The 16,423-nt window shown below is 29.1% G+C and carries 22 protein-coding genes and 3 pseudogenes; 13 read left to right on the forward strand and 12 right to left on the reverse strand.

Annotation, left to right across the window (positions count from 1 at the left end; translation table 11 throughout):
- Positions 1–75 precede the first annotated feature (75 nt).
- The 3 genes and pseudogenes from HMPREF3134_RS12505 (at position 76) to HMPREF3134_RS12015 (ending at position 1,233) form a co-directional block, all read left to right on the forward strand.
- Positions 76–271, forward strand: a pseudogene (locus HMPREF3134_RS12505) (hypothetical protein).
- A 269-nt stretch (positions 272–540) separates the two neighbouring features.
- Positions 541–789 carry a hypothetical protein gene (locus tag HMPREF3134_RS12220; protein ID WP_033080158.1) on the forward strand — a complete coding sequence of 83 codons (249 nt, stop codon included), beginning with the start codon at positions 541–543 and terminating at the stop codon, positions 787–789.
- A 348-nt stretch (positions 790–1,137) separates the two neighbouring features.
- Positions 1,138–1,233, forward strand: coding sequence for a type I toxin-antitoxin system Fst family toxin (locus tag HMPREF3134_RS12015; protein WP_011276560.1), 96 nt, complete (start codon positions 1,138–1,140; stop codon positions 1,231–1,233).
- 142 nt (positions 1,234–1,375) lie between these two features.
- Here the strand turns inward: HMPREF3134_RS12015 and HMPREF3134_RS07770 are convergent, their stop codons facing one another.
- Together HMPREF3134_RS07770 and HMPREF3134_RS07775 are read right to left on the reverse strand one after the other, a co-directional pair.
- On the reverse strand, positions 1,376–2,146 hold the full coding sequence (locus HMPREF3134_RS07770) for an ABC transporter permease (protein WP_011276561.1): 771 nt from the start codon (positions 2,144–2,146) through the stop codon (positions 1,376–1,378).
- Position 2,147: 1 nt separating this feature from the next.
- A complete protein-coding gene (locus tag HMPREF3134_RS07775; protein WP_011276562.1) occupies positions 2,148–2,843 on the reverse strand; it encodes an ABC transporter ATP-binding protein in 696 nt (231 codons plus the stop codon).
- A gap of 535 nt (positions 2,844–3,378) precedes the next feature.
- Between HMPREF3134_RS07775 and msr(A) the strand changes: the two genes are divergently transcribed.
- Positions 3,379–4,845, forward strand: coding sequence for an ABC-F type ribosomal protection protein Msr(A) (gene msr(A) / locus HMPREF3134_RS07780; protein ID WP_070442001.1), 1,467 nt, complete (start codon positions 3,379–3,381; stop codon positions 4,843–4,845).
- A 98-nt stretch (positions 4,846–4,943) separates the two neighbouring features.
- Positions 4,944–5,843: an Mph(C) family macrolide 2'-phosphotransferase gene (locus tag HMPREF3134_RS07785; protein ID WP_070442003.1), complete on the forward strand. Its 900-nt coding sequence runs from the start codon at positions 4,944–4,946 to the stop codon at positions 5,841–5,843.
- A 526-nt stretch (positions 5,844–6,369) separates the two neighbouring features.
- On the opposite strand, the pseudogene HMPREF3134_RS12020 reads toward HMPREF3134_RS07785, so the two are convergent.
- The 3 genes and pseudogenes from HMPREF3134_RS12020 to HMPREF3134_RS07795 form a co-directional block, all read right to left on the reverse strand.
- Positions 6,370–6,453, reverse strand: a pseudogene (locus HMPREF3134_RS12020) (ATP-binding protein); the annotation flags it as partial.
- Positions 6,454–6,990 (reverse strand): hypothetical protein, encoded by a 537-nt coding sequence (locus tag HMPREF3134_RS07790; RefSeq protein ID WP_011276563.1) that lies wholly within the window; start codon positions 6,988–6,990, stop codon positions 6,454–6,456.
- 13 nt (positions 6,991–7,003) lie between these two features.
- Positions 7,004–7,585: a TetR/AcrR family transcriptional regulator gene (locus tag HMPREF3134_RS07795; RefSeq protein ID WP_011276564.1), complete on the reverse strand. Its 582-nt coding sequence runs from the start codon at positions 7,583–7,585 to the stop codon at positions 7,004–7,006.
- A 204-nt stretch (positions 7,586–7,789) separates the two neighbouring features.
- Here HMPREF3134_RS07795 and HMPREF3134_RS07800 point away from each other — a divergent pair, with 204 nt between their 5' ends.
- Together HMPREF3134_RS07800 and HMPREF3134_RS07805 are read left to right on the forward strand one after the other, a co-directional pair.
- Positions 7,790–8,368, forward strand: a complete 579-nt coding sequence (locus HMPREF3134_RS07800; RefSeq protein ID WP_000690631.1) for a recombinase family protein — start codon at positions 7,790–7,792, stop codon at positions 8,366–8,368.
- Positions 8,369–8,498: 130 nt separating this feature from the next.
- Entirely contained in the window at positions 8,499–9,107 is a 609-nt protein-coding gene (locus HMPREF3134_RS07805) for a recombinase family protein (protein ID WP_070442006.1), read from the forward strand.
- A 136-nt stretch (positions 9,108–9,243) separates the two neighbouring features.
- Here HMPREF3134_RS07805 and HMPREF3134_RS07810 read toward each other — a convergent pair whose 3' ends face one another.
- Complete coding sequence (locus HMPREF3134_RS07810; RefSeq protein ID WP_011276567.1) at positions 9,244–10,029, reverse strand: hypothetical protein; 786 nt, start codon at positions 10,027–10,029, stop codon at positions 9,244–9,246.
- 110 nt (positions 10,030–10,139) lie between these two features.
- Between HMPREF3134_RS07810 and HMPREF3134_RS12510 the strand changes: the two are divergent.
- Positions 10,140–10,478: pseudogene (locus tag HMPREF3134_RS12510) on the forward strand (hypothetical protein).
- Positions 10,479–10,482: 4 nt separating this feature from the next.
- Positions 10,483–10,668, forward strand: coding sequence for a helix-turn-helix transcriptional regulator (locus tag HMPREF3134_RS07820; protein WP_011276570.1), 186 nt, complete (start codon positions 10,483–10,485; stop codon positions 10,666–10,668).
- Positions 10,669–10,794: 126 nt separating this feature from the next.
- Here HMPREF3134_RS07820 and HMPREF3134_RS12515 read toward each other — a convergent pair whose 3' ends face one another.
- The 5 genes from HMPREF3134_RS12515 to HMPREF3134_RS12520 all read right to left on the reverse strand — a co-directional run bounded on the left by HMPREF3134_RS12515 (position 10,795) and on the right by HMPREF3134_RS12520 (position 12,410).
- The gene (locus tag HMPREF3134_RS12515; RefSeq protein ID WP_011276571.1) at positions 10,795–10,920 is read right to left on the reverse strand and encodes a hypothetical protein; all 126 of its coding nucleotides are present in this window, start codon (positions 10,918–10,920) and stop codon (positions 10,795–10,797) included.
- Between the two features lie 23 nt (positions 10,921–10,943).
- Positions 10,944–11,171 (reverse strand): M23 family metallopeptidase, encoded by a 228-nt coding sequence (locus HMPREF3134_RS12660; protein WP_100479717.1) that lies wholly within the window; start codon positions 11,169–11,171, stop codon positions 10,944–10,946.
- 76 nt (positions 11,172–11,247) lie between these two features.
- Positions 11,248–11,550 carry a hypothetical protein gene (locus HMPREF3134_RS07825; protein WP_240556620.1) on the reverse strand — a complete coding sequence of 101 codons (303 nt, stop codon included), beginning with the start codon at positions 11,548–11,550 and terminating at the stop codon, positions 11,248–11,250.
- On the reverse strand, positions 11,547–11,846 hold the full coding sequence (locus HMPREF3134_RS07830; protein WP_033080161.1) for a DUF2089 family protein: 300 nt from the start codon (positions 11,844–11,846) through the stop codon (positions 11,547–11,549). The genes HMPREF3134_RS07825 and HMPREF3134_RS07830 overlap by 4 nt, the downstream gene beginning before the upstream one ends.
- Before the next feature lie 417 nt (positions 11,847–12,263).
- A complete protein-coding gene (locus tag HMPREF3134_RS12520; RefSeq protein WP_224743151.1) occupies positions 12,264–12,410 on the reverse strand; it encodes a hypothetical protein in 147 nt (48 codons plus the stop codon).
- Positions 12,411–12,806: 396 nt separating this feature from the next.
- On the opposite strand from HMPREF3134_RS12520, the gene HMPREF3134_RS07840 reads away from it, so the two are divergent.
- From HMPREF3134_RS07840 to HMPREF3134_RS07855, 4 genes are all read left to right on the forward strand, one after another.
- Complete coding sequence (locus HMPREF3134_RS07840) at positions 12,807–13,976, forward strand: MFS transporter (RefSeq protein ID WP_011276577.1); 1,170 nt, start codon at positions 12,807–12,809, stop codon at positions 13,974–13,976.
- 583 nt (positions 13,977–14,559) lie between these two features.
- Positions 14,560–14,748, forward strand: a complete 189-nt coding sequence (locus HMPREF3134_RS07845) for a hypothetical protein (RefSeq protein WP_011276578.1) — start codon at positions 14,560–14,562, stop codon at positions 14,746–14,748.
- Between the two features lie 230 nt (positions 14,749–14,978).
- Complete coding sequence (locus HMPREF3134_RS07850; RefSeq protein WP_011276579.1) at positions 14,979–15,596, forward strand: CadD family cadmium resistance transporter; 618 nt, start codon at positions 14,979–14,981, stop codon at positions 15,594–15,596.
- A 17-nt stretch (positions 15,597–15,613) separates the two neighbouring features.
- Positions 15,614–15,961 carry an ArsR/SmtB family transcription factor gene (locus HMPREF3134_RS07855; RefSeq protein ID WP_011276580.1) on the forward strand — a complete coding sequence of 116 codons (348 nt, stop codon included), beginning with the start codon at positions 15,614–15,616 and terminating at the stop codon, positions 15,959–15,961.
- A 163-nt stretch (positions 15,962–16,124) separates the two neighbouring features.
- Here the strand turns inward: HMPREF3134_RS07855 and HMPREF3134_RS11815 are convergent.
- Positions 16,125–16,423: DDE-type integrase/transposase/recombinase (locus HMPREF3134_RS11815; RefSeq protein ID WP_141738634.1), on the reverse strand; the 299-nt coding region annotated here is incomplete at its 5' end.

The raw sequence follows: 16,423 nt of genomic DNA on the forward strand, positions 1-16,423 counted from the left end.
TTCCGAGGCTCAACGTCAATAAAGCAATTGGAATGAAGCAACTATGTTAAAATTTTAAAAAAAGGAGTGTTTGCTTTGAATAAAAAGACTGTTCTAGATAAAGGCTATTTTATAGCGACTATCTTAAATATTTTCTTTTTACTTGGACTGATTTTTATATCTCGTTTGGAAAATTTATATATTAATTCCGTATGTCATTGTGATGGGAATAAATGCTGTTTATTTAGTTGTTAAGGCAGTTAAAATTAATGAAAATAAGTCTAGTGTTTAGAGGGGTATTTGAAACTCGTTTTCTCTCGTTTCAAAAACCACAAAAAAGTGAGGTTATTTCATGTTTATCGAAAAATTAAAATGCGATAACTGCAAAAAAGAAATAAGCAAAAATGAAAATATAACAATACATACAAACACAGAAAAACTGAACGGAATAACCAATCTAAAAAGTTGGGCTAAAAATCAAAAAGTATTATGTGAAACATGCTCAAAATAAAGCAATTTAATTAGTAACATGATTTTGGGATGTAGAAAGGAGTTGCAAAAGTGGTAAAAAGTTTTTTTAAATCTTTGTTAGAGTCTGTTGTTGTATTGATCGGAATATCAATAGTCTTATGGTTGTTGAATAAAATTGAAGTCGATGCCAGAGGGATTGATAATGTTATTAGCGAATCTCAATATAACAGTTTTGCTTTTGTGGATTTTTTTGATCTAGAGATATTCAATATTGCTTTTTGTATTCTTATTATTATTTTAGTAATTTATATTCTCGTTAAAACTGTATTGAAAAAATAGGCTGGTTTTGAACGAGTGAAACGAGTTTCTTCTTGTCTTGCTTTCAATGAATATACAATTACTACCATAACTTCTAAGTTTAAGTAACTGTAAATCGATTGATTCACTTTTAGATAGATGACGAATATAACCAATTTTAGACATTAAATTATCTCCTTTAGGATGTAGTAAAATTTGAAGTTATCTATATTTTATTAAAATTAAGTTTATTATTATTGATTTTTGATATTTATATAGACGTAAAATGACTTATCGGAAGTTACCTATTATCGAATATTCAGAGATGATATAATATACAGGTCGCCTATCTCTCAGGCGTCAATTTGACGTAGGGAGGAGGTGTTATTCATGTTGGAAATCTTTGTTCACATCACGACCACAGTCATCAGTGGTTGTATTATTGCGTTATTTACGCATTGGCTGCGTAATCGCAAGAAAAAATAGGCGACAATAGCCACACCTACAAAAATCCCCTCACTATTTGCGGTAGTGAGAGGATTGGTGTATCCATGTTGGATTCTTTGTTACGTGTATTATAACATCATAGTGTAGAGAAATGCAAAATTATAAAGTGTGTTGAGTTAGATTAGACATTTTTCTTTTTAAAGACAAATACTACGAGGATTAAGAAAATAATAATATAAACAATATTACCAATAAATAATTCATGCAGTTCTAATTTTGTGAATTTTTTCATGTTTTTATCAACAATTTGAACCATAATATTCATCATACTAATAGGGTTCCATTTTAACCATTCCCATTTATCTACAACAATTGTTAATATACCTGACAAAATTGAAGTGGCAAAATACAATACAATACCGACAGCAATAGAGACACCGGGACTTTTCATTGCACATGAAATTAATAAGGTGATACTTAAGACTAACCATGTTCCAACATATGTACCTAGTCCAGTTAATAACATTTTACTTAATAACGATAACGCATCACCCTTACTTTCAAGGAGATTGATATCGTTGAAGAAAATAGCCCATAGAATAATTCCTACAACAATACTAATAATAAAATACAGTAGTGAAAAAAGTATTAATGTAATAATTTTACTAATAATAATGCTTGTTCTCGTATATTTTCGATAGAGAAGATTTTTAATTGTACCATGATAAAACTCCATTGAAATAATGGTGCTGGCTTGAATAATTAATAAAAAGATAAACCATGAAAAACCACTAAATGCTGATTCAATAGATGATTGTGGAGAAAAAATATCATCATAGTTTTTAGATATTATAGCTTGAACAACCATTAATAACATAATGATAATTGGTATAATAAACGTCGATTTCTTTTTAAACAATTTAAAACATTCTTGCTTAATTAAAGTGCCCATTTTACGATTGATCCTCCTTATCAATGATACTTAATAATACATTTTCTAAATCGTTATCTTTATATTGGTTTAATTCTTCTTCGGTAGTTTCAGTAACAATTTTACCTTTGTTGATGATAAGGATAGAATTGGTGATTTTTACTAACTCACTTAATATATGGCTAGAAATTAAAAAGGTAATGCCCTCTTCCGCTTTTTTTACAATGAGTTCTCTAACATCTCTTACAGCCCTAGGATCTAACCCATTCATAGGTTCATCTAAAATAATTAATTGGGGTTGATTTAAGAAGGCTATTGCAATACCTAATTTTTGTTTCATACCCAAGGAATATGTTTTTGCTTTATTATGTATATACTCATCCATTTTAAGTTGAGAGACAATTGTATCAATATCTTGAGTATTTTTAGTTTCATTTAGTAGTTTAAGATTGTCATAGCCTGACATAAAGGGATATATTCCTGGATTTTCAATCAATGCACCAACGTTACTTTTTTTATGCTTATTTTCAATAACTTCAAAGTTACCTTCTTGGTAAATCGAGTAGCCTAATATAACTTTCATCAAAGATGTTTTTCCTGCCCCATTTGCTCCAACAAGACCGACAATCTGTCCTCGTTTTAAATTTAAAGAAATATCTTTGAGAATAGTCTTATTACCTATCTTTTTTGTTAAATGTTCTACTGTTAAAACATCCATACAATCATCTCCTTTTTAATTATTTAGATATATTTTAAATCTCAACTTAATGTATCATAAAAAAATAAATTATTTAAATACATGTTGAGATACATAAATATAAATTAAACGAAGTGCTGTATTTTATGAGTACACTCTAAATTAAGGAGATGTATAATCAATCTAAAATTGTATTTTTATACTTTTGTTATATAATCTTTCTACTTAGAGATATATTGTAAAAAAACCAACAAAATGTTATATTAACATTACTATTTTATCGATGAAGGAGGATTAAAATGACAGCTTCTATGAGACTCAAATAAACCTTTTTGAATACAAAACTAAATTAATTCAAAAAGGCTTGTCCGCAATACACACTCATAGGATGACTTATGTCATTTTTTATCCTTCGATAGGAATAATAAACGCTTTCAAATACTAAAACATCATAATAAATTTTTAAGTGTTTGAAAGTGTAATGTGAATGAGACGGGAGTAGCCTGTCTCATTTTTTTGCGTACACGTCCTTTAAATATACAAGGAGTGTATAAATATGGAACAATATACAATTAAATTTAACCAAATCAATCATAAATTGACAGATTTACGATCACTTAACATCGGTCATCTTTACGCTTACCAATTTGAAAAAATAGCACTTATTGGGGGTAATGGTACTGGCAAAACCACATTACTAAATATGATTGCTCAAAAAACAAAACCAGAATCTGGAACAGTTGAAACGGTTGGCGAAATTCAATATTTTGAACAGCTTAACATGGATGTGGAAAATGATTTTAACACGTTAGACGGTAGTTTAATGAGTGAACTCCATATACCTATGCATACAACCGACAGTATGAGTGGTGGTGAAAAAGCAAAATATAAATTAGCTAATGTCATATCAAATTATAGTCCGATATTACTTTTAGATGAACCTACAAATCACTTGGATAAAATTGGTAAGGATTATCTGAAAAATATTTTAAAATATTACTATGGTACTTTAATTATAGTAAGTCATGATAGAGCACTTATAGACCAAATTGCTGACACAATTTGGGATATACAAGAAGATGGCACAATAAGAGTGTTTAAAGGTAATTACACACAGTATCAAAATCAATATGAACAAGAACAGTTAGAACAACAACGTCAATATGAACAGTATATAAGTGAAAAACAAAGATTGTCCCAAGCCAGTAAAGCTAAACGAAATCAAGCGCAACAAATGGCACAAGCATCATCAAAACAAAAAAACAAAAGTATAGCACCAGATCGTTTAAGTGCATCAAAACAAAAAGGCACGGTTGAGAAGGCTGCTCAAAAACAAGCTAAGCATATTGAAAAAAGAATGGAACATTTGGAAGAAGTTGAAAAACCACAAAGTTATCATGAATTCAATTTCCCACAAAATAAAATTTATGATATCCATAATAATTATCCAATCATTGCACAAAATCTAACATTGGTTAAAGGAAGTCAAAAACTGCTAACACAAGTACGATTCCAAATACCATATGGCAAAAATATAGCGCTCGTAGGTGCAAATGGTGTAGGTAAGACAACTTTACTTGAAGCTATTTACCACCAAATAGAGGGAATTGATTGTTCTCCTAAAGTGCAAATGGCATACTATCGTCAACTTGCTTATGAAGACATGCGTGACGTTTCATTATTGCAATATTTAATGGATGAAACGGATTCATCAGAATCATTCAGTAGAGCTATTTTAAATAACTTGGGTTTAAATGAAGCACTTGATCGTTCTTGTAATGTTTTGAGTGGTGGGGAAAGAACGAAATTATCGTTAGCAGTATTATTTTCAACGAAAGCGAATATGTTAATTTTGGATGAACCAACTAATTTTTTAGATATTAAAACATTAGAAGCATTAGAAATGTTTATGAATAAATATCCTGGAATCATTTTGTTTACATCACATGATACAAGGTTTGTTAAACATGTATCAGATAAAAAATGGGAAGTAACAGGACAATCTATTCATGATATAACTTAAAAACTATACACTAATTTATATTGAATATTAGGTTCATTTATATCAATATAAAAAATACGTTCACAAGAAAAATATAATAGAAATAAGGATCCAATAAAATGACTCGACATAATGAAATTATTAAATGTGCAGAAAAATATCAATTACACATCCAACCTCAAACAATCTCATTGAATGAATCGGGACTTGATTTTCAAGTTGCATTTGGAAAAGATAAACATGGAGTAGAATGGGTTTTGAGACTACCAAGAAGACCTGACGTTTATAAACGAACAAAACCCGAAAAACAAACGGTAGACTTCTTACAGAAGAATGTTTCATTTGAAATACCGAAGTGGAAAGTACATGCAAAAGACCTTATTGCTTACCCAAAACTTACAGGTAAACCCGCAGCCACAATAGATCCAGAAATACAAAATTATGTATGGGAAATTGAACACAAACCATTACCAGAAAACTTTATTAACACATTAGCTGAAACACTCGTAGATTTACACAACATACCAGAAGAAAACATTAACGTTCAGCATATAAATATCAAAACCATACAAGAAATAAAAAATGACTTTCAAAGAAGAATGAATAAAGTTAAAGAAACTTATGGCGTATCAGATGAATTATGGAACAGATGGAAACAATGGTTAGAAAACGACGAACTATGGCCTCGACATGCGACCATGATACATGAGGACTTACATCCAGGACATATAATGGTAGATAACCAAGCAAACGTCACAGGTCTCATAGACTGGACTGAAGCAACCCACTCCGACCCATCAATGGACTTTATAGGACACCATCGTGTATTCGACGACGAAGGATTAGAGCAACTTATAACAGCATACGGTAAAGCTGGAGGTGAAATATGGCCACGAATGAAAGAGCATATAATAGAACTCAATGCAGTATTCCCAATGTTTATCGCTGAGTTTGCTATGGAATCAGGAGAATCGGCGTATGAAACGATGGCATTGAAAGAGTTAGGTATGAAAGAGTAGAACTTATATTAAAAGAGGCCCATTTTAAAGACGAAGGCAATCCTGATGAAATTTTAAAACTGCGTTTAATTAGTGATGGTCTTTGGTTTTCTATAATGTATTAAATATCTGGACATGGAACAAATGCAACAAATGGAAAGAATCGTTTTCGAAATTTCTAACTCCTTAAATCAGGAGGATAAATAAACGGTCATTTTCATTGAAAGCACTTATATAAATTTCATCAATTTTAATACCTACCGTAAATACATTTCATAAGTATTAAACAGATGATTAAAATTTTTAGTTAATTTAAATATTTATGATAGAGATGACCTTCAAATGAACGGTTCTGTTACAAAGAAAAAATCTATATTTATTTTTAGTAAGTTTTTATTATAGATATGTACACTTTGAGTACACCATAATCATACAAAATAAGTTATTGAATTTATAGTAACTTGTCACTTTATTCAATATATGAGAATGACTTTACCTAATCAATGAGAAAAGCAACGCACTATATTAAAATGCGTTGCTTTTTCTATTATCGAATACCTATAACTAAACTATCTCTAACTGTTTCTATAACTTCTGTACTTATTTTATCTAAACCATTTATATCCATAATTTAATTTCTTTTTGGAGGCCACACAAAATATGAAATACAAATAATTAAGTCTATAATAATAACAATTGTCCAAATATGGATAACACCATCCATAGCTTCTGTACGACTTTTATCATTAATCAAATAAACAACTAAATGTAAAATCCCAGTACCTATAATGTAAGACAGTAAATGTTTCAACCAACTTTTAGCATAGTTTTTAGAGTAATCTAAACCGTCAAGTTTATAAGGTTTGGAACCTTGCTTCATCACATAATATCTAAATCTATCATCTGCCCAATTTATCATGCTTTTGCCAAAGACAAGAGAAATTGAAATATAAACTGCTGCTATAGCATGTGGCATTTCAGCTGTTGCACCATTCATAAGGTCTACAACCGTTGTTATAATAAGTATTAAATCTATAATAGGCGTAAGTGCAAGAAAGAATAAACCCAATGTTTGTTGATTTAAGATATATCTTGTTACTAAACCAAGTAATATTACAAACCAAAAGGCTATTTCACAAAAAATTATAAGCCATGCTATAAAGTTCACGGGCCGTCCTCCTTTATTGCGTTAATCTAACTATTTCTTCATCTACAATGATTTGAATATCATCGTTTGAAACACCGTTTGGATTAAGCAATTTATGTAAAGCTAAACCGTCAATTAATGCATGTAATTTCATCGAATTAAGATGAATATTCACATTGTTCTTCAACAAATGATCGTTTTTTAATAATGTCAAAATACTATTACATAATTGGTCTAACCCATCATCAAGTGTACTTTGACCGTACTCATGTATGTCATTGCGAAACGCCATCCAAACTTCCATATCAGCTAGTCTCTCTTTATCCAATGGTAGTACTGTTAATAAACTCGCTTTTGCTTTATCTATTGTAGTAAGGTTTTCAGATTTAAATATTGCTTCAATTCTCCTCCTTACTTTTAATTCTACTGTAGACATTACAGCATTTAATAACTCTGAATGATTCGGAAAATAATATCTAATCTGTCCAGGTGTCATATCAGCTAATTTCGCAATTTGTCTTACAGTAGATCCCTTAACTCCTTTTTCTACAATGGAGTCGAAAGCGTATTGAATGATTTGTTTTTTCTTTTCTTTATGATTAATTATTTTTGGCATACCTATATGTTAACACATTTTAATACACTCGTATTAAAAAAGTGTACAGAATACAACCATTTTCTGTACACTCGTTTTTTATGTCTAAATAAGTATGTATTACATAGAATTATGTGTTCAAAAACCCAACAAATAATCTATGTTCACAAAAGACCTTGTCATTAAGTTATGGTACACTGAAGGTGTATATAGGAGGTTTGTATTTTGAAAATAGGTTATGCAAGAGTTTCAACTGGTTTGCAAAATTTGAATTTGCAGGAAGATCGATTAAATCAATATGGTTGTGAAAAAATATTTAGCGATCACATAAGTGGAGCAAAAAGTAAACGTCCTGGTTTAGATAGAGCCATTGAATTTGCGAGGTCAGGAGATACGATTGTTGTTTGGAGACTAGATAGACTAGGACGTAACATGGCAGATTTAATCACATTAGTTAATGAACTTAATAATCGAGGCGTGAGTTTTCATAGTTTAGAAGAAAATATAACAATGGATAAATCAAGTTCTACAGGACAATTGTTATTTCATTTATTCGCAGCATTTGCAGAGTTTGAACGTAATTTAATTTTAGAACGTTCTTCAGCGGGGCGAATTGCAGCTCGTGCTAGAGGACGCTATGGAGGTCGACCCGAAAAATTAAATAAACGAGATTTGACTTTACTCAAAACACTTTATGATAATGGAACCCCAATTAAAACTATTGCAGAGCAATGGAAAGTTTCACGTACAACAATCTATCGTTATCTCAATAAGTTAAATAACCAAGAAAATAAAGATAAATAAAAATATTACTAAGTTTTAAGAAAACTAAAAAACCAGACAGGATACACCCTAATCACACAAAATAAGTTGTTGAATTTATAGTAACTCAAACGTATGATTAGGGTGTATATTAATTATAGAGTGAAGATGAATGATTATAGGTTATGCAAGAGTATCTTCGATAGATCAGAATCTAGAGAGACAGCTAGATAATTTGAAAACATTTGGCGTAGAGAAAATATTTACAGAGAAACAATCGGGAAAGTCAGTAGAAAATAGACCCGTATTTCAAGAAGCACTTAACTTTGTGAGAATGGGCGATAGATTTGTAGTAGAATCGATTGATCGCTTAGGTCGTAATTATGATGAAGTGATTAACACAGTTAATTATTTAAAGGATAAAGAAGTTCAATTGATGATTACTAGTTTACCTATGATGAATGAAGTCATTGGCAATCCTTTATTAGATAAGTTTATGAAAGATCTAATCATTCAAATATTAGCAATGGTTTCAGAACAAGAACGAAATGAAAATAAACGTAGACAAGCGCAAGGTATTCAAGTTGCGAAAGAAAAAGGTGTATATAAAGGGCGTCCGTTACTTTATTCAACGAATGCTAAAGATCCTCAAAAACGTATTATTTATCATCGAGTTGTAGAAATGTTAGAAGAAGGTCAAGCAATCAGTAAAATTGCAAAAGAAGTAAATATAACAAGACAGACTGTTTATAGAATTAAACATGATAAGGGATTATCTTGATAAATAGGTTGTCAATGCAAATGAGCGTTTCTCACAGCGTACCAAAACTCATAATATATTATTGAATTGAGATTTTAATAATTGTACAAGAAAAAAGAGTACGAATTCGCACTCTTTTTCTAAACTAAGTATTTTACTATTGTTCCTTTTGCTTATTTATCATAACTTGAATGTATAAAGTAATCCAAAGTTCGTGAGGATATGGTATTTGGGTATCATTTGCTTCAATTACTATATTGTGTTTTTCTCCTCTACGTCGAGTTACTAGATTTTTACCTAAATCAAAAAATGAACGTTGCGCTGTTAATATTTCATTATTTTCTTTTCCTGTTATCACTGTTTTAGTTGAAAAATAAGGGTTACTAAACTTATATGTGTCGTTACTGCTTGAAAAAATATAGGGCGTTTGTTGCTTTATTCCCCCTTTTAACAACCTTATCATCTGTAACATTCCTACTTCTTCTTCATCAATAAAGACTCTATAATGGGGCCTTAAGGACCATAGTTTAGTTCTCTTTAAAATAATAGTGTGATCTACTGATGTAAGTTTAACACCATAGACAGGGAAAATATCAAATACACTTAGCCATTTTTGAAGATTATTATTAAAATATGGAGTCCATATTGTATCACTCATACCATGAACTTTGATATGTATACCATCGAATATGTACAATGGGGCTTGATAAAAATATTCCTTCTCATATAAGTTAGGACTGTTTTCATATATTGTGAGTTCTTTTTTATATTTTCCTTTAGAGTAACGTCTTATCATAATAGTTCCCAATAAAATAACAATGCTTGCTACCCAAAAAATAACGAATATCCATGGAGAAATAGAGTTATTAAAAACCCCCATCATACTTCCAATCATGAATATTGTTACTAAAATTGTTTCAATAAATAAAACTAAAACAGGCAATTTTATAACTCCTTTTAAAATAGTAAATATTTTACTAAATGCAATATAACATAGTAAGTTTTTAAACACATTGATATGTAAAAAGTATTTGACATTTATGAGGTGTTATAATGAATTTAATTCCTTTTATTATTATTTTAATTTTTTCTTGTTTATGGACGGCTATAACAAACAAATATTTACCGTCAGAAACATTAGATACAAAAGGACACCAAGATTGATACGATGAAAGACAGCGTAAAATGTTTATTGAAATACTGGCTAAAAGTTTTATTTGGATTATCTATTGTATGTTATTTACATTATTGCTTAGATTGATTGGTTTAACACCAAATCTTGAAAAAACTTGGTTTTCTCAATATCCAGAAATTTTCTTTATAATAGCTGCTATATTACTTATGGCTTTTAATTACTTTACTACAAATAAAAAATACACATCTAAAGGTTAAATTAATGAAAAATAGAATTAGAGAATATAGAAAGCAAAAAAGAATTTCTCAAGAAGCTTTAAGTAAGGAATTAAAAGTATCTAGGCAAACTATTAATGCTATAGAAAACAATAAATATGATCCTACATTAACATTAGCATTCAAGTTGGCAAAATTGTTTGATACAACTGTAGATGAACTATTTTCTTAAACATTCATTTATCACAAAAAGAGAGTGCCAATTCGCACTCTCTTTTTGTGTAGTAATATTATTTAAATTTTGTCTCAATAAAGAACAAATCTAACACAAAATTTATGTTAATATTTTAATAAAATATTATTTTTTTCTTTCTTTCTTTTTGTCTCTTTTTTCTTTTAATTTCGCTAAATATTTCGAAGTCTCATCTGTAAAAGTAGATACAATTGCAACGATTATATCTATGATTTTAATTAAAATTTCCATCGATTAGTGCCTCCTTTTAAATTTTATATGCTATCTCCTTTTATAGGTGACCTTCCGTTAGAAAATTTAATTTTTAAAGAAACACATTCGTCTATTTTAGATGTGTTCATAACTTGAAAATGTAAATGTGGCTCGGAGGAGTTTCCAGAATTTCCACATTTACCAATCAAATCTCCTTGGCGTATTTTTTCACCGATTACAACGTTTATACTAGAATATTCTAATCGTTGCAAAATCAAAATATGTCTCAATAATGATCCTGTTGATGATTAATACAAAACATAACTTTACCACTTTTTTAAAAAGTCGATAGAGTTATCTTGAAATTCACTTTAAATCTTTGCTTATCATTTTATCTAATTCTTTTTGTTCTTTCTTTTTATTATCTTTTTGAGCCCTACTCCACTGACCTAATAAGAATAATAAACCTATTACACCCAAAATAAGAGTTCCCCAAATATTTAATCCTAATTTACCCGTTGTATATAAAAATACTAATGCTACTATAAATAATATAGGTACAATTCCACCTATTATCTTATTTCCTGTCTTAGATAAAAAATACTGTATAGCAAATAATATGGCATATAAAATAGCTGGTGCAAATGTTAATAAATTACTCAAATTCACTCAATCTCCTTTTCATGACTATATATTTCTAATAATTGTTTAGCGTCATTCAAATCTAATTTTTCCTCGATAGCCAGCTTTTTTACATAATTAACTAATGAACTCTCTTCATTGTCTTTTGCAGATTCTATCCTTTCTATCACACTATTTAATCTATTTCGAACAGTTGGATATGACACTTCATAATATTTAGCTAATGCTTTTAGTGATCCAGAATTAACAACAAAATTTTTAATAAATTCAAAATCTTCTTTTTCTAAGTTCATCATCCATTTAGGAATATCATTATTTTTCAATATATTCACTCCTTGAATATAAATTATCATATAATTAAACATTATTAAAATTAAATTTAACATTATTGAATTTTTGATTAACTTATATTATTTAACTTTCATTATTGTTAAATAACTTTCTGAAAAATATGTCTGATTAGCATGACTAATGTTTATCAGAAAGCATGTTAAAAGAGACTTCTTATTTCAACAAGGAGTCTTTTAATAGTTTTATAATCAAACTTTGTCTTAATAAAGAAAATATGTGCACATTTATTTCTTTATTGCTTCAACTAATATAAATGGAGGGAACTGTTTTAACGTATTAATACGAACTTCATCATAATATTTAAATACTTCTTCTGATTGTCCAAGGTCCTTAACACATTCAATTTCAAAGCCGCTATTTATTAAACTATTGAAAATAGTTTCAATAGTTTAATGGTATTTGAAAACGTCTTTTCCTATCCAATTAGCAGAACGAATAGATTCATCAAAGTAACGTTCCATTCGCAAATAAACTCCATTTTTATCTTCTTTTTTAACCTCTGAATCCATAGTAGCTGTTTGGATTGGATGCTCCATAGTAAATACTAGGGTTCCTTCACTTTTTAGTAATTGGTATAATCTTTGACAACCTAGTTTTTATGAATCTTTAAGATTTATAAAATACGGAGAATTTAAAGTGTCTGAGGAACTTAAATTTTTTAAATATGTTAATCAATTTAATATTAAGTAATAAAGATGCAGCAAATAAATATTATTTACATAATCGATGATTATAGGTAGTGAATATGTATAACATATTCATATTTAAAGAAAACCATATATTAATGTACAAAGTGACTTCATACAAGCAAACTTAAATTTTCTAATATTAATCTGTTTCTCAATACAACTTTTTTATAGTAAGATTATCTAAATAATAATTGCAAAAGCAGATTGATTTTTGGCAGAATGAATTTATTTAGAGGAAGACAATTGAAAAACATAAAATTAATTTTACTTATTTTTATAGCTTGTTTAAATCTTCGTATGAGTATACAAAGTATTCCACCAGTTATTAACTTAATACAAGATGACTTAAATTTAAGCAATGTACAATCAAGTTTTTTAACAAGTATACCTGTAATGTGTATGGGAATATTTGCATTTTTAGTAAATCGGTTTAAGAAAAAATTGGGATTTAATAAAAGTCTTTTAATTTTGTTAGTATTATTGGGATTGTTTACTTTATTTAGAGGTATGTTCCCTATGTATTTATTAATGATAATTTCAACCTTGGGTGTCGGGTTTTGTATAGCTATTATTGGACCATTAATATCAGGATTTATAAAAAAAGAATTTCCTAAAAATACTGGTTTGTTAATAGGTATTTATTCTTTAAGTATGGGATTGGTTGCAGTTATTGCTTCAGGTAGTGTTCTTTCTTTAACAAATTTAGTTAATACTTGGACAATTGCAATTTCTATATGGGGAATAATACCTATTTTTGCTGCTTTAGTTTGGTGGTTTTTATTACAAAGAAATTCAACTCAAAATGAGGAAAATATAGATTCAGTTAAATTACCCTTAAAAAATATAAATGCTTGGCTATTAGTTATATTTTTCATGTTACAATCAGGTCTTTTTTATGGTGTTGCTACTTGGTTAGTGAGTTTTTTAAAAACTATCCATTGGAATGATCATTCGAATATTGTTGCGCTAACTACTTTCACTGCTACACAAATGATTTTTAGTTTTGTCATACCAAGTCTTTTGGATAAATATTTTAGTGTAAATGTTTGGATTTTAGTATGTAATGTTATTTTAATTATTGGTAGTTTATTAATCCTTTTGACAAATGTATCTATATCAGTGCTTGTAGGTATCATTTTCATTGCTATAGCAACAGGAGGTTTATTCCCTATTGCTATGGTATTACCAATCAATATGACTTCAACTCCAAGTGATACAAGTAGTTGGACTAGCTTAGTTCAAGGATTTGGATATATTTTTGCAGGTTTTGTTCCTATTTTTATGGGATTAATGAATGATAAATTCCAAAGTAAATTATTATTCCCTTCGGAAATTATCTTAATTAGTATTCTACTGCTGTTATTTAGCCTAATAATAGTTAAACAAAGAAATAAACGAGAACTAAATTTTTAGATTTGCCAAAAATTATTCTGAATGGTTATCAGAAATGGAATATAAATTAGCTGAAAAATCTTATGTAACAGTTAGTGATTTGTTTGAATATGTTGAAAAGGAAGTTGAGTTAATGGAGTATTCTAAAAAACAAAAAAGACAATTTAACCAACGAAGACATGAAACTAATACTTAATGGGTAAATGATTTTGAACTATGAGTGGCTAGCATTTGGCCACTCATTTTTTTGCTTGCACAAAAACCTAGTCTCGCAGAGCACACGACTTAATGACTGGTTCTGTTGCAAAGTTAAAAATTATGTAATATTTATACTAAAAAACGAAAAATAATTAATACTAACAAAACGCTTTACTGTTAAAACAATATTTGCTTTTATAGTTTTGTATAGATGTGCATATAATTTTAACTTTGCAACAGAACCAAAACTAAAAAAATCGACGAAGGTCGATGTTGGTTTTAGCACAACGTTTGGAACAAACGTATAAGTGCGCCCTTACGGGAATTAACTAGATTATAACGACGGAAAATAGACCTGTAAAGCAATAACTATTGTGATAAAGTGTGCTAAAAAGGAGTGAGATAAGTGAGAAAAGTTAATTACTTTTTTAAAGCCTTAGTATTAGTGATTATGCTTCGTTGCACTATGAATTATTTACTTCCAGAACCTGAAAAATTAGCGTTTAAACTTTTAGATGGTCTTATTTTTGGGATATTAGCTTGTCTTTTAATTATTTGGTTTATTGGTATTTTCAGTAGGACTTCACAAAAATAGACCACGCATTTATGCCGAGAAAATTTATTGTGCGTTGAGAAGAACCCTTAACTAAACTTGGAGACGAATGTCGGCATAGCGTGAGCTATTAAGCCGACCATTCGACAAGTTTTGGGATTGTTAAGGGTTCCGAGGCTCAACGTCAATAAAGCAATTGGAATAAGGCATCTATGATTTTCGGAGAATATAAGTTATAATACATTCAAAAATATTTTTGAATGAGGTGCTTTATGTTTTCGACTGTAATTACTGCTGCTGTTTTATATATTGCTACAGCAGTAGATTTGTTGGTAATACTATTAATATTTTTTGCTAGAGCAAATACTAGAAAAGAATATCGAGATATTTATATCGGACAATATTTAGGTTCTGTAATTTTAATATTAGTTAGTTTATTTCTAGCTTTTGTTTTGAATTATGTTCCGGAAAAATGGGTGTTGGGTTTATTAGGTTTAATACCGATTTACTTAGGTATTAAAGTTGCTATTTACGACGATTGTGAAGGCGAAAAAAGAGCTAAAAAAGAATTGGATGAAAAAGGGTTGTCAAAATTAGTCGGTATTGTTGCTTTGGTTACAGTTGCTAGTTGTGGTGCAGATAATATTGGACTTTTTGTTCCTTACTTTGTGACTTTAGATCTTGTCGACTTATTAGTTACTCTTCTTGTATTTTTAATATTGATTTTTGTTTTAATATATACAGCACAAAGATTGGCTAATATTTCAGGTGTTGGTGAAATTGTAGAGAAGTTTAGTCGTTGGATAATGGCTGTTATTTATATTGGTTTAGGGTTATTTATTATTATTGAAAATAATACAATTCAAACAATAATTGGTTTTATATTTTAAATTAAGGTGTGGTTTATATGGGCAAGGCAAATGCTTGTGATGTGATTTGTATTCATGAGGATAAAGTGAATAATGCTTTGAATTTTTTAGAAGATGATAAATCACAAAAATTACTTAGTATTTTTCAAAAAATATGTGATGAAAAGAAGTTAAAAATCATATTATCTTTGATTAAGGAAAATGAGTTATGTGTTTGTGATATTTCTTTGATATTAAATATGAGTGTTGCTTCTACATCACATCACTTAAGACTTTTGTATAAAAATGATGTTCTTGATTTTTGGAAAGATGGAAAGATGGCTTATTATTTTATTAAAGACGATAAAATTAAAGATTTTTTCTGTAAAAATCAAGAGGGATTTTGAAACGAGTTTCTTCTTGTCTTTATAACTTCCATTGAAAGATCACCCCTTTTGTACTTTTAAACACTTCTATTTTTGTTTAAGTTCTTTTATTGCTAGATTAAAGGGTTCTGTTGTAAAGTTAGAAAAATATAACTAATTACCATTTTATCATGTCGTTGTTCCCTTAACTGGCGAACATATGCCTAATTTCGTGGCATGGCGAAAATCCGTAGATCTGAAGAGACCTGCGGTTCTTTTTATATAGAGCGTAAATACATTCAATATCTTTTAAAGTATTCTTTGGCGTATTGATACTTTGATATCTTGTCTTTCTTACTTTAATATGACGGTGACCTTGCTCAATGAGATTATTCAGATATTTCGATGTACAATAACAGTCAGGTTTAAGTTTAAAAGCTTTAATGACTTTAGCCATTGCGACCTTCGTGGAAGGTGCCTGATCTGTAATTACCTTTTGAGGTT

The organism is Staphylococcus sp. HMSC14D10 (genome assembly GCF_001808125.1).
In the GTDB taxonomy this organism is placed as follows: domain Bacteria; phylum Bacillota; class Bacilli; order Staphylococcales; family Staphylococcaceae; genus Staphylococcus; species Staphylococcus haemolyticus.

What these genes read in the sequence shown, in the direction of transcription:
- HMPREF3134_RS12015 (WP_011276560.1), top strand. Translation starts at nt 1,138, where the DNA reads ATGTTGGAAATCTTTGTTCACATCACGACCACAGTCATCAGTGGTTGT.
- HMPREF3134_RS07770 (WP_011276561.1), bottom strand. Translation starts at nt 2,146, where the DNA reads ATGGGCACTTTAATTAAGCAAGAATGTTTTAAATTGTTTAAAAAGAAA.
- HMPREF3134_RS07775 (WP_011276562.1), bottom strand. Translation starts at nt 2,843, where the DNA reads ATGGATGTTTTAACAGTAGAACATTTAACAAAAAAGATAGGTAATAAG.
- HMPREF3134_RS07785 (WP_070442003.1), top strand. Translation starts at nt 4,944, where the DNA reads ATGACTCGACATAATGAAATTATTAAATGTGCAGAAAAATATCAATTA.
- HMPREF3134_RS07795 (WP_011276564.1), bottom strand. Translation starts at nt 7,585, where the DNA reads ATGCCAAAAATAATTAATCATAAAGAAAAGAAAAAACAAATCATTCAA.
- HMPREF3134_RS07805 (WP_070442006.1), top strand. Translation starts at nt 8,499, where the DNA reads ATGATTATAGGTTATGCAAGAGTATCTTCGATAGATCAGAATCTAGAG.
- HMPREF3134_RS07820 (WP_011276570.1), top strand. Translation starts at nt 10,483, where the DNA reads ATGAAAAATAGAATTAGAGAATATAGAAAGCAAAAAAGAATTTCTCAA.
- HMPREF3134_RS12515 (WP_011276571.1), bottom strand. Translation starts at nt 10,920, where the DNA reads ATGGAAATTTTAATTAAAATCATAGATATAATCGTTGCAATTGTATCT.
- HMPREF3134_RS12520 (WP_224743151.1), bottom strand. Translation starts at nt 12,410, where the DNA reads ATGGAGCATCCAATCCAAACAGCTACTATGGATTCAGAGGTTAAAAAA.
- HMPREF3134_RS07850 (WP_011276579.1), top strand. Translation starts at nt 14,979, where the DNA reads ATGTTTTCGACTGTAATTACTGCTGCTGTTTTATATATTGCTACAGCA.
- HMPREF3134_RS07855 (WP_011276580.1), top strand. Translation starts at nt 15,614, where the DNA reads ATGGGCAAGGCAAATGCTTGTGATGTGATTTGTATTCATGAGGATAAA.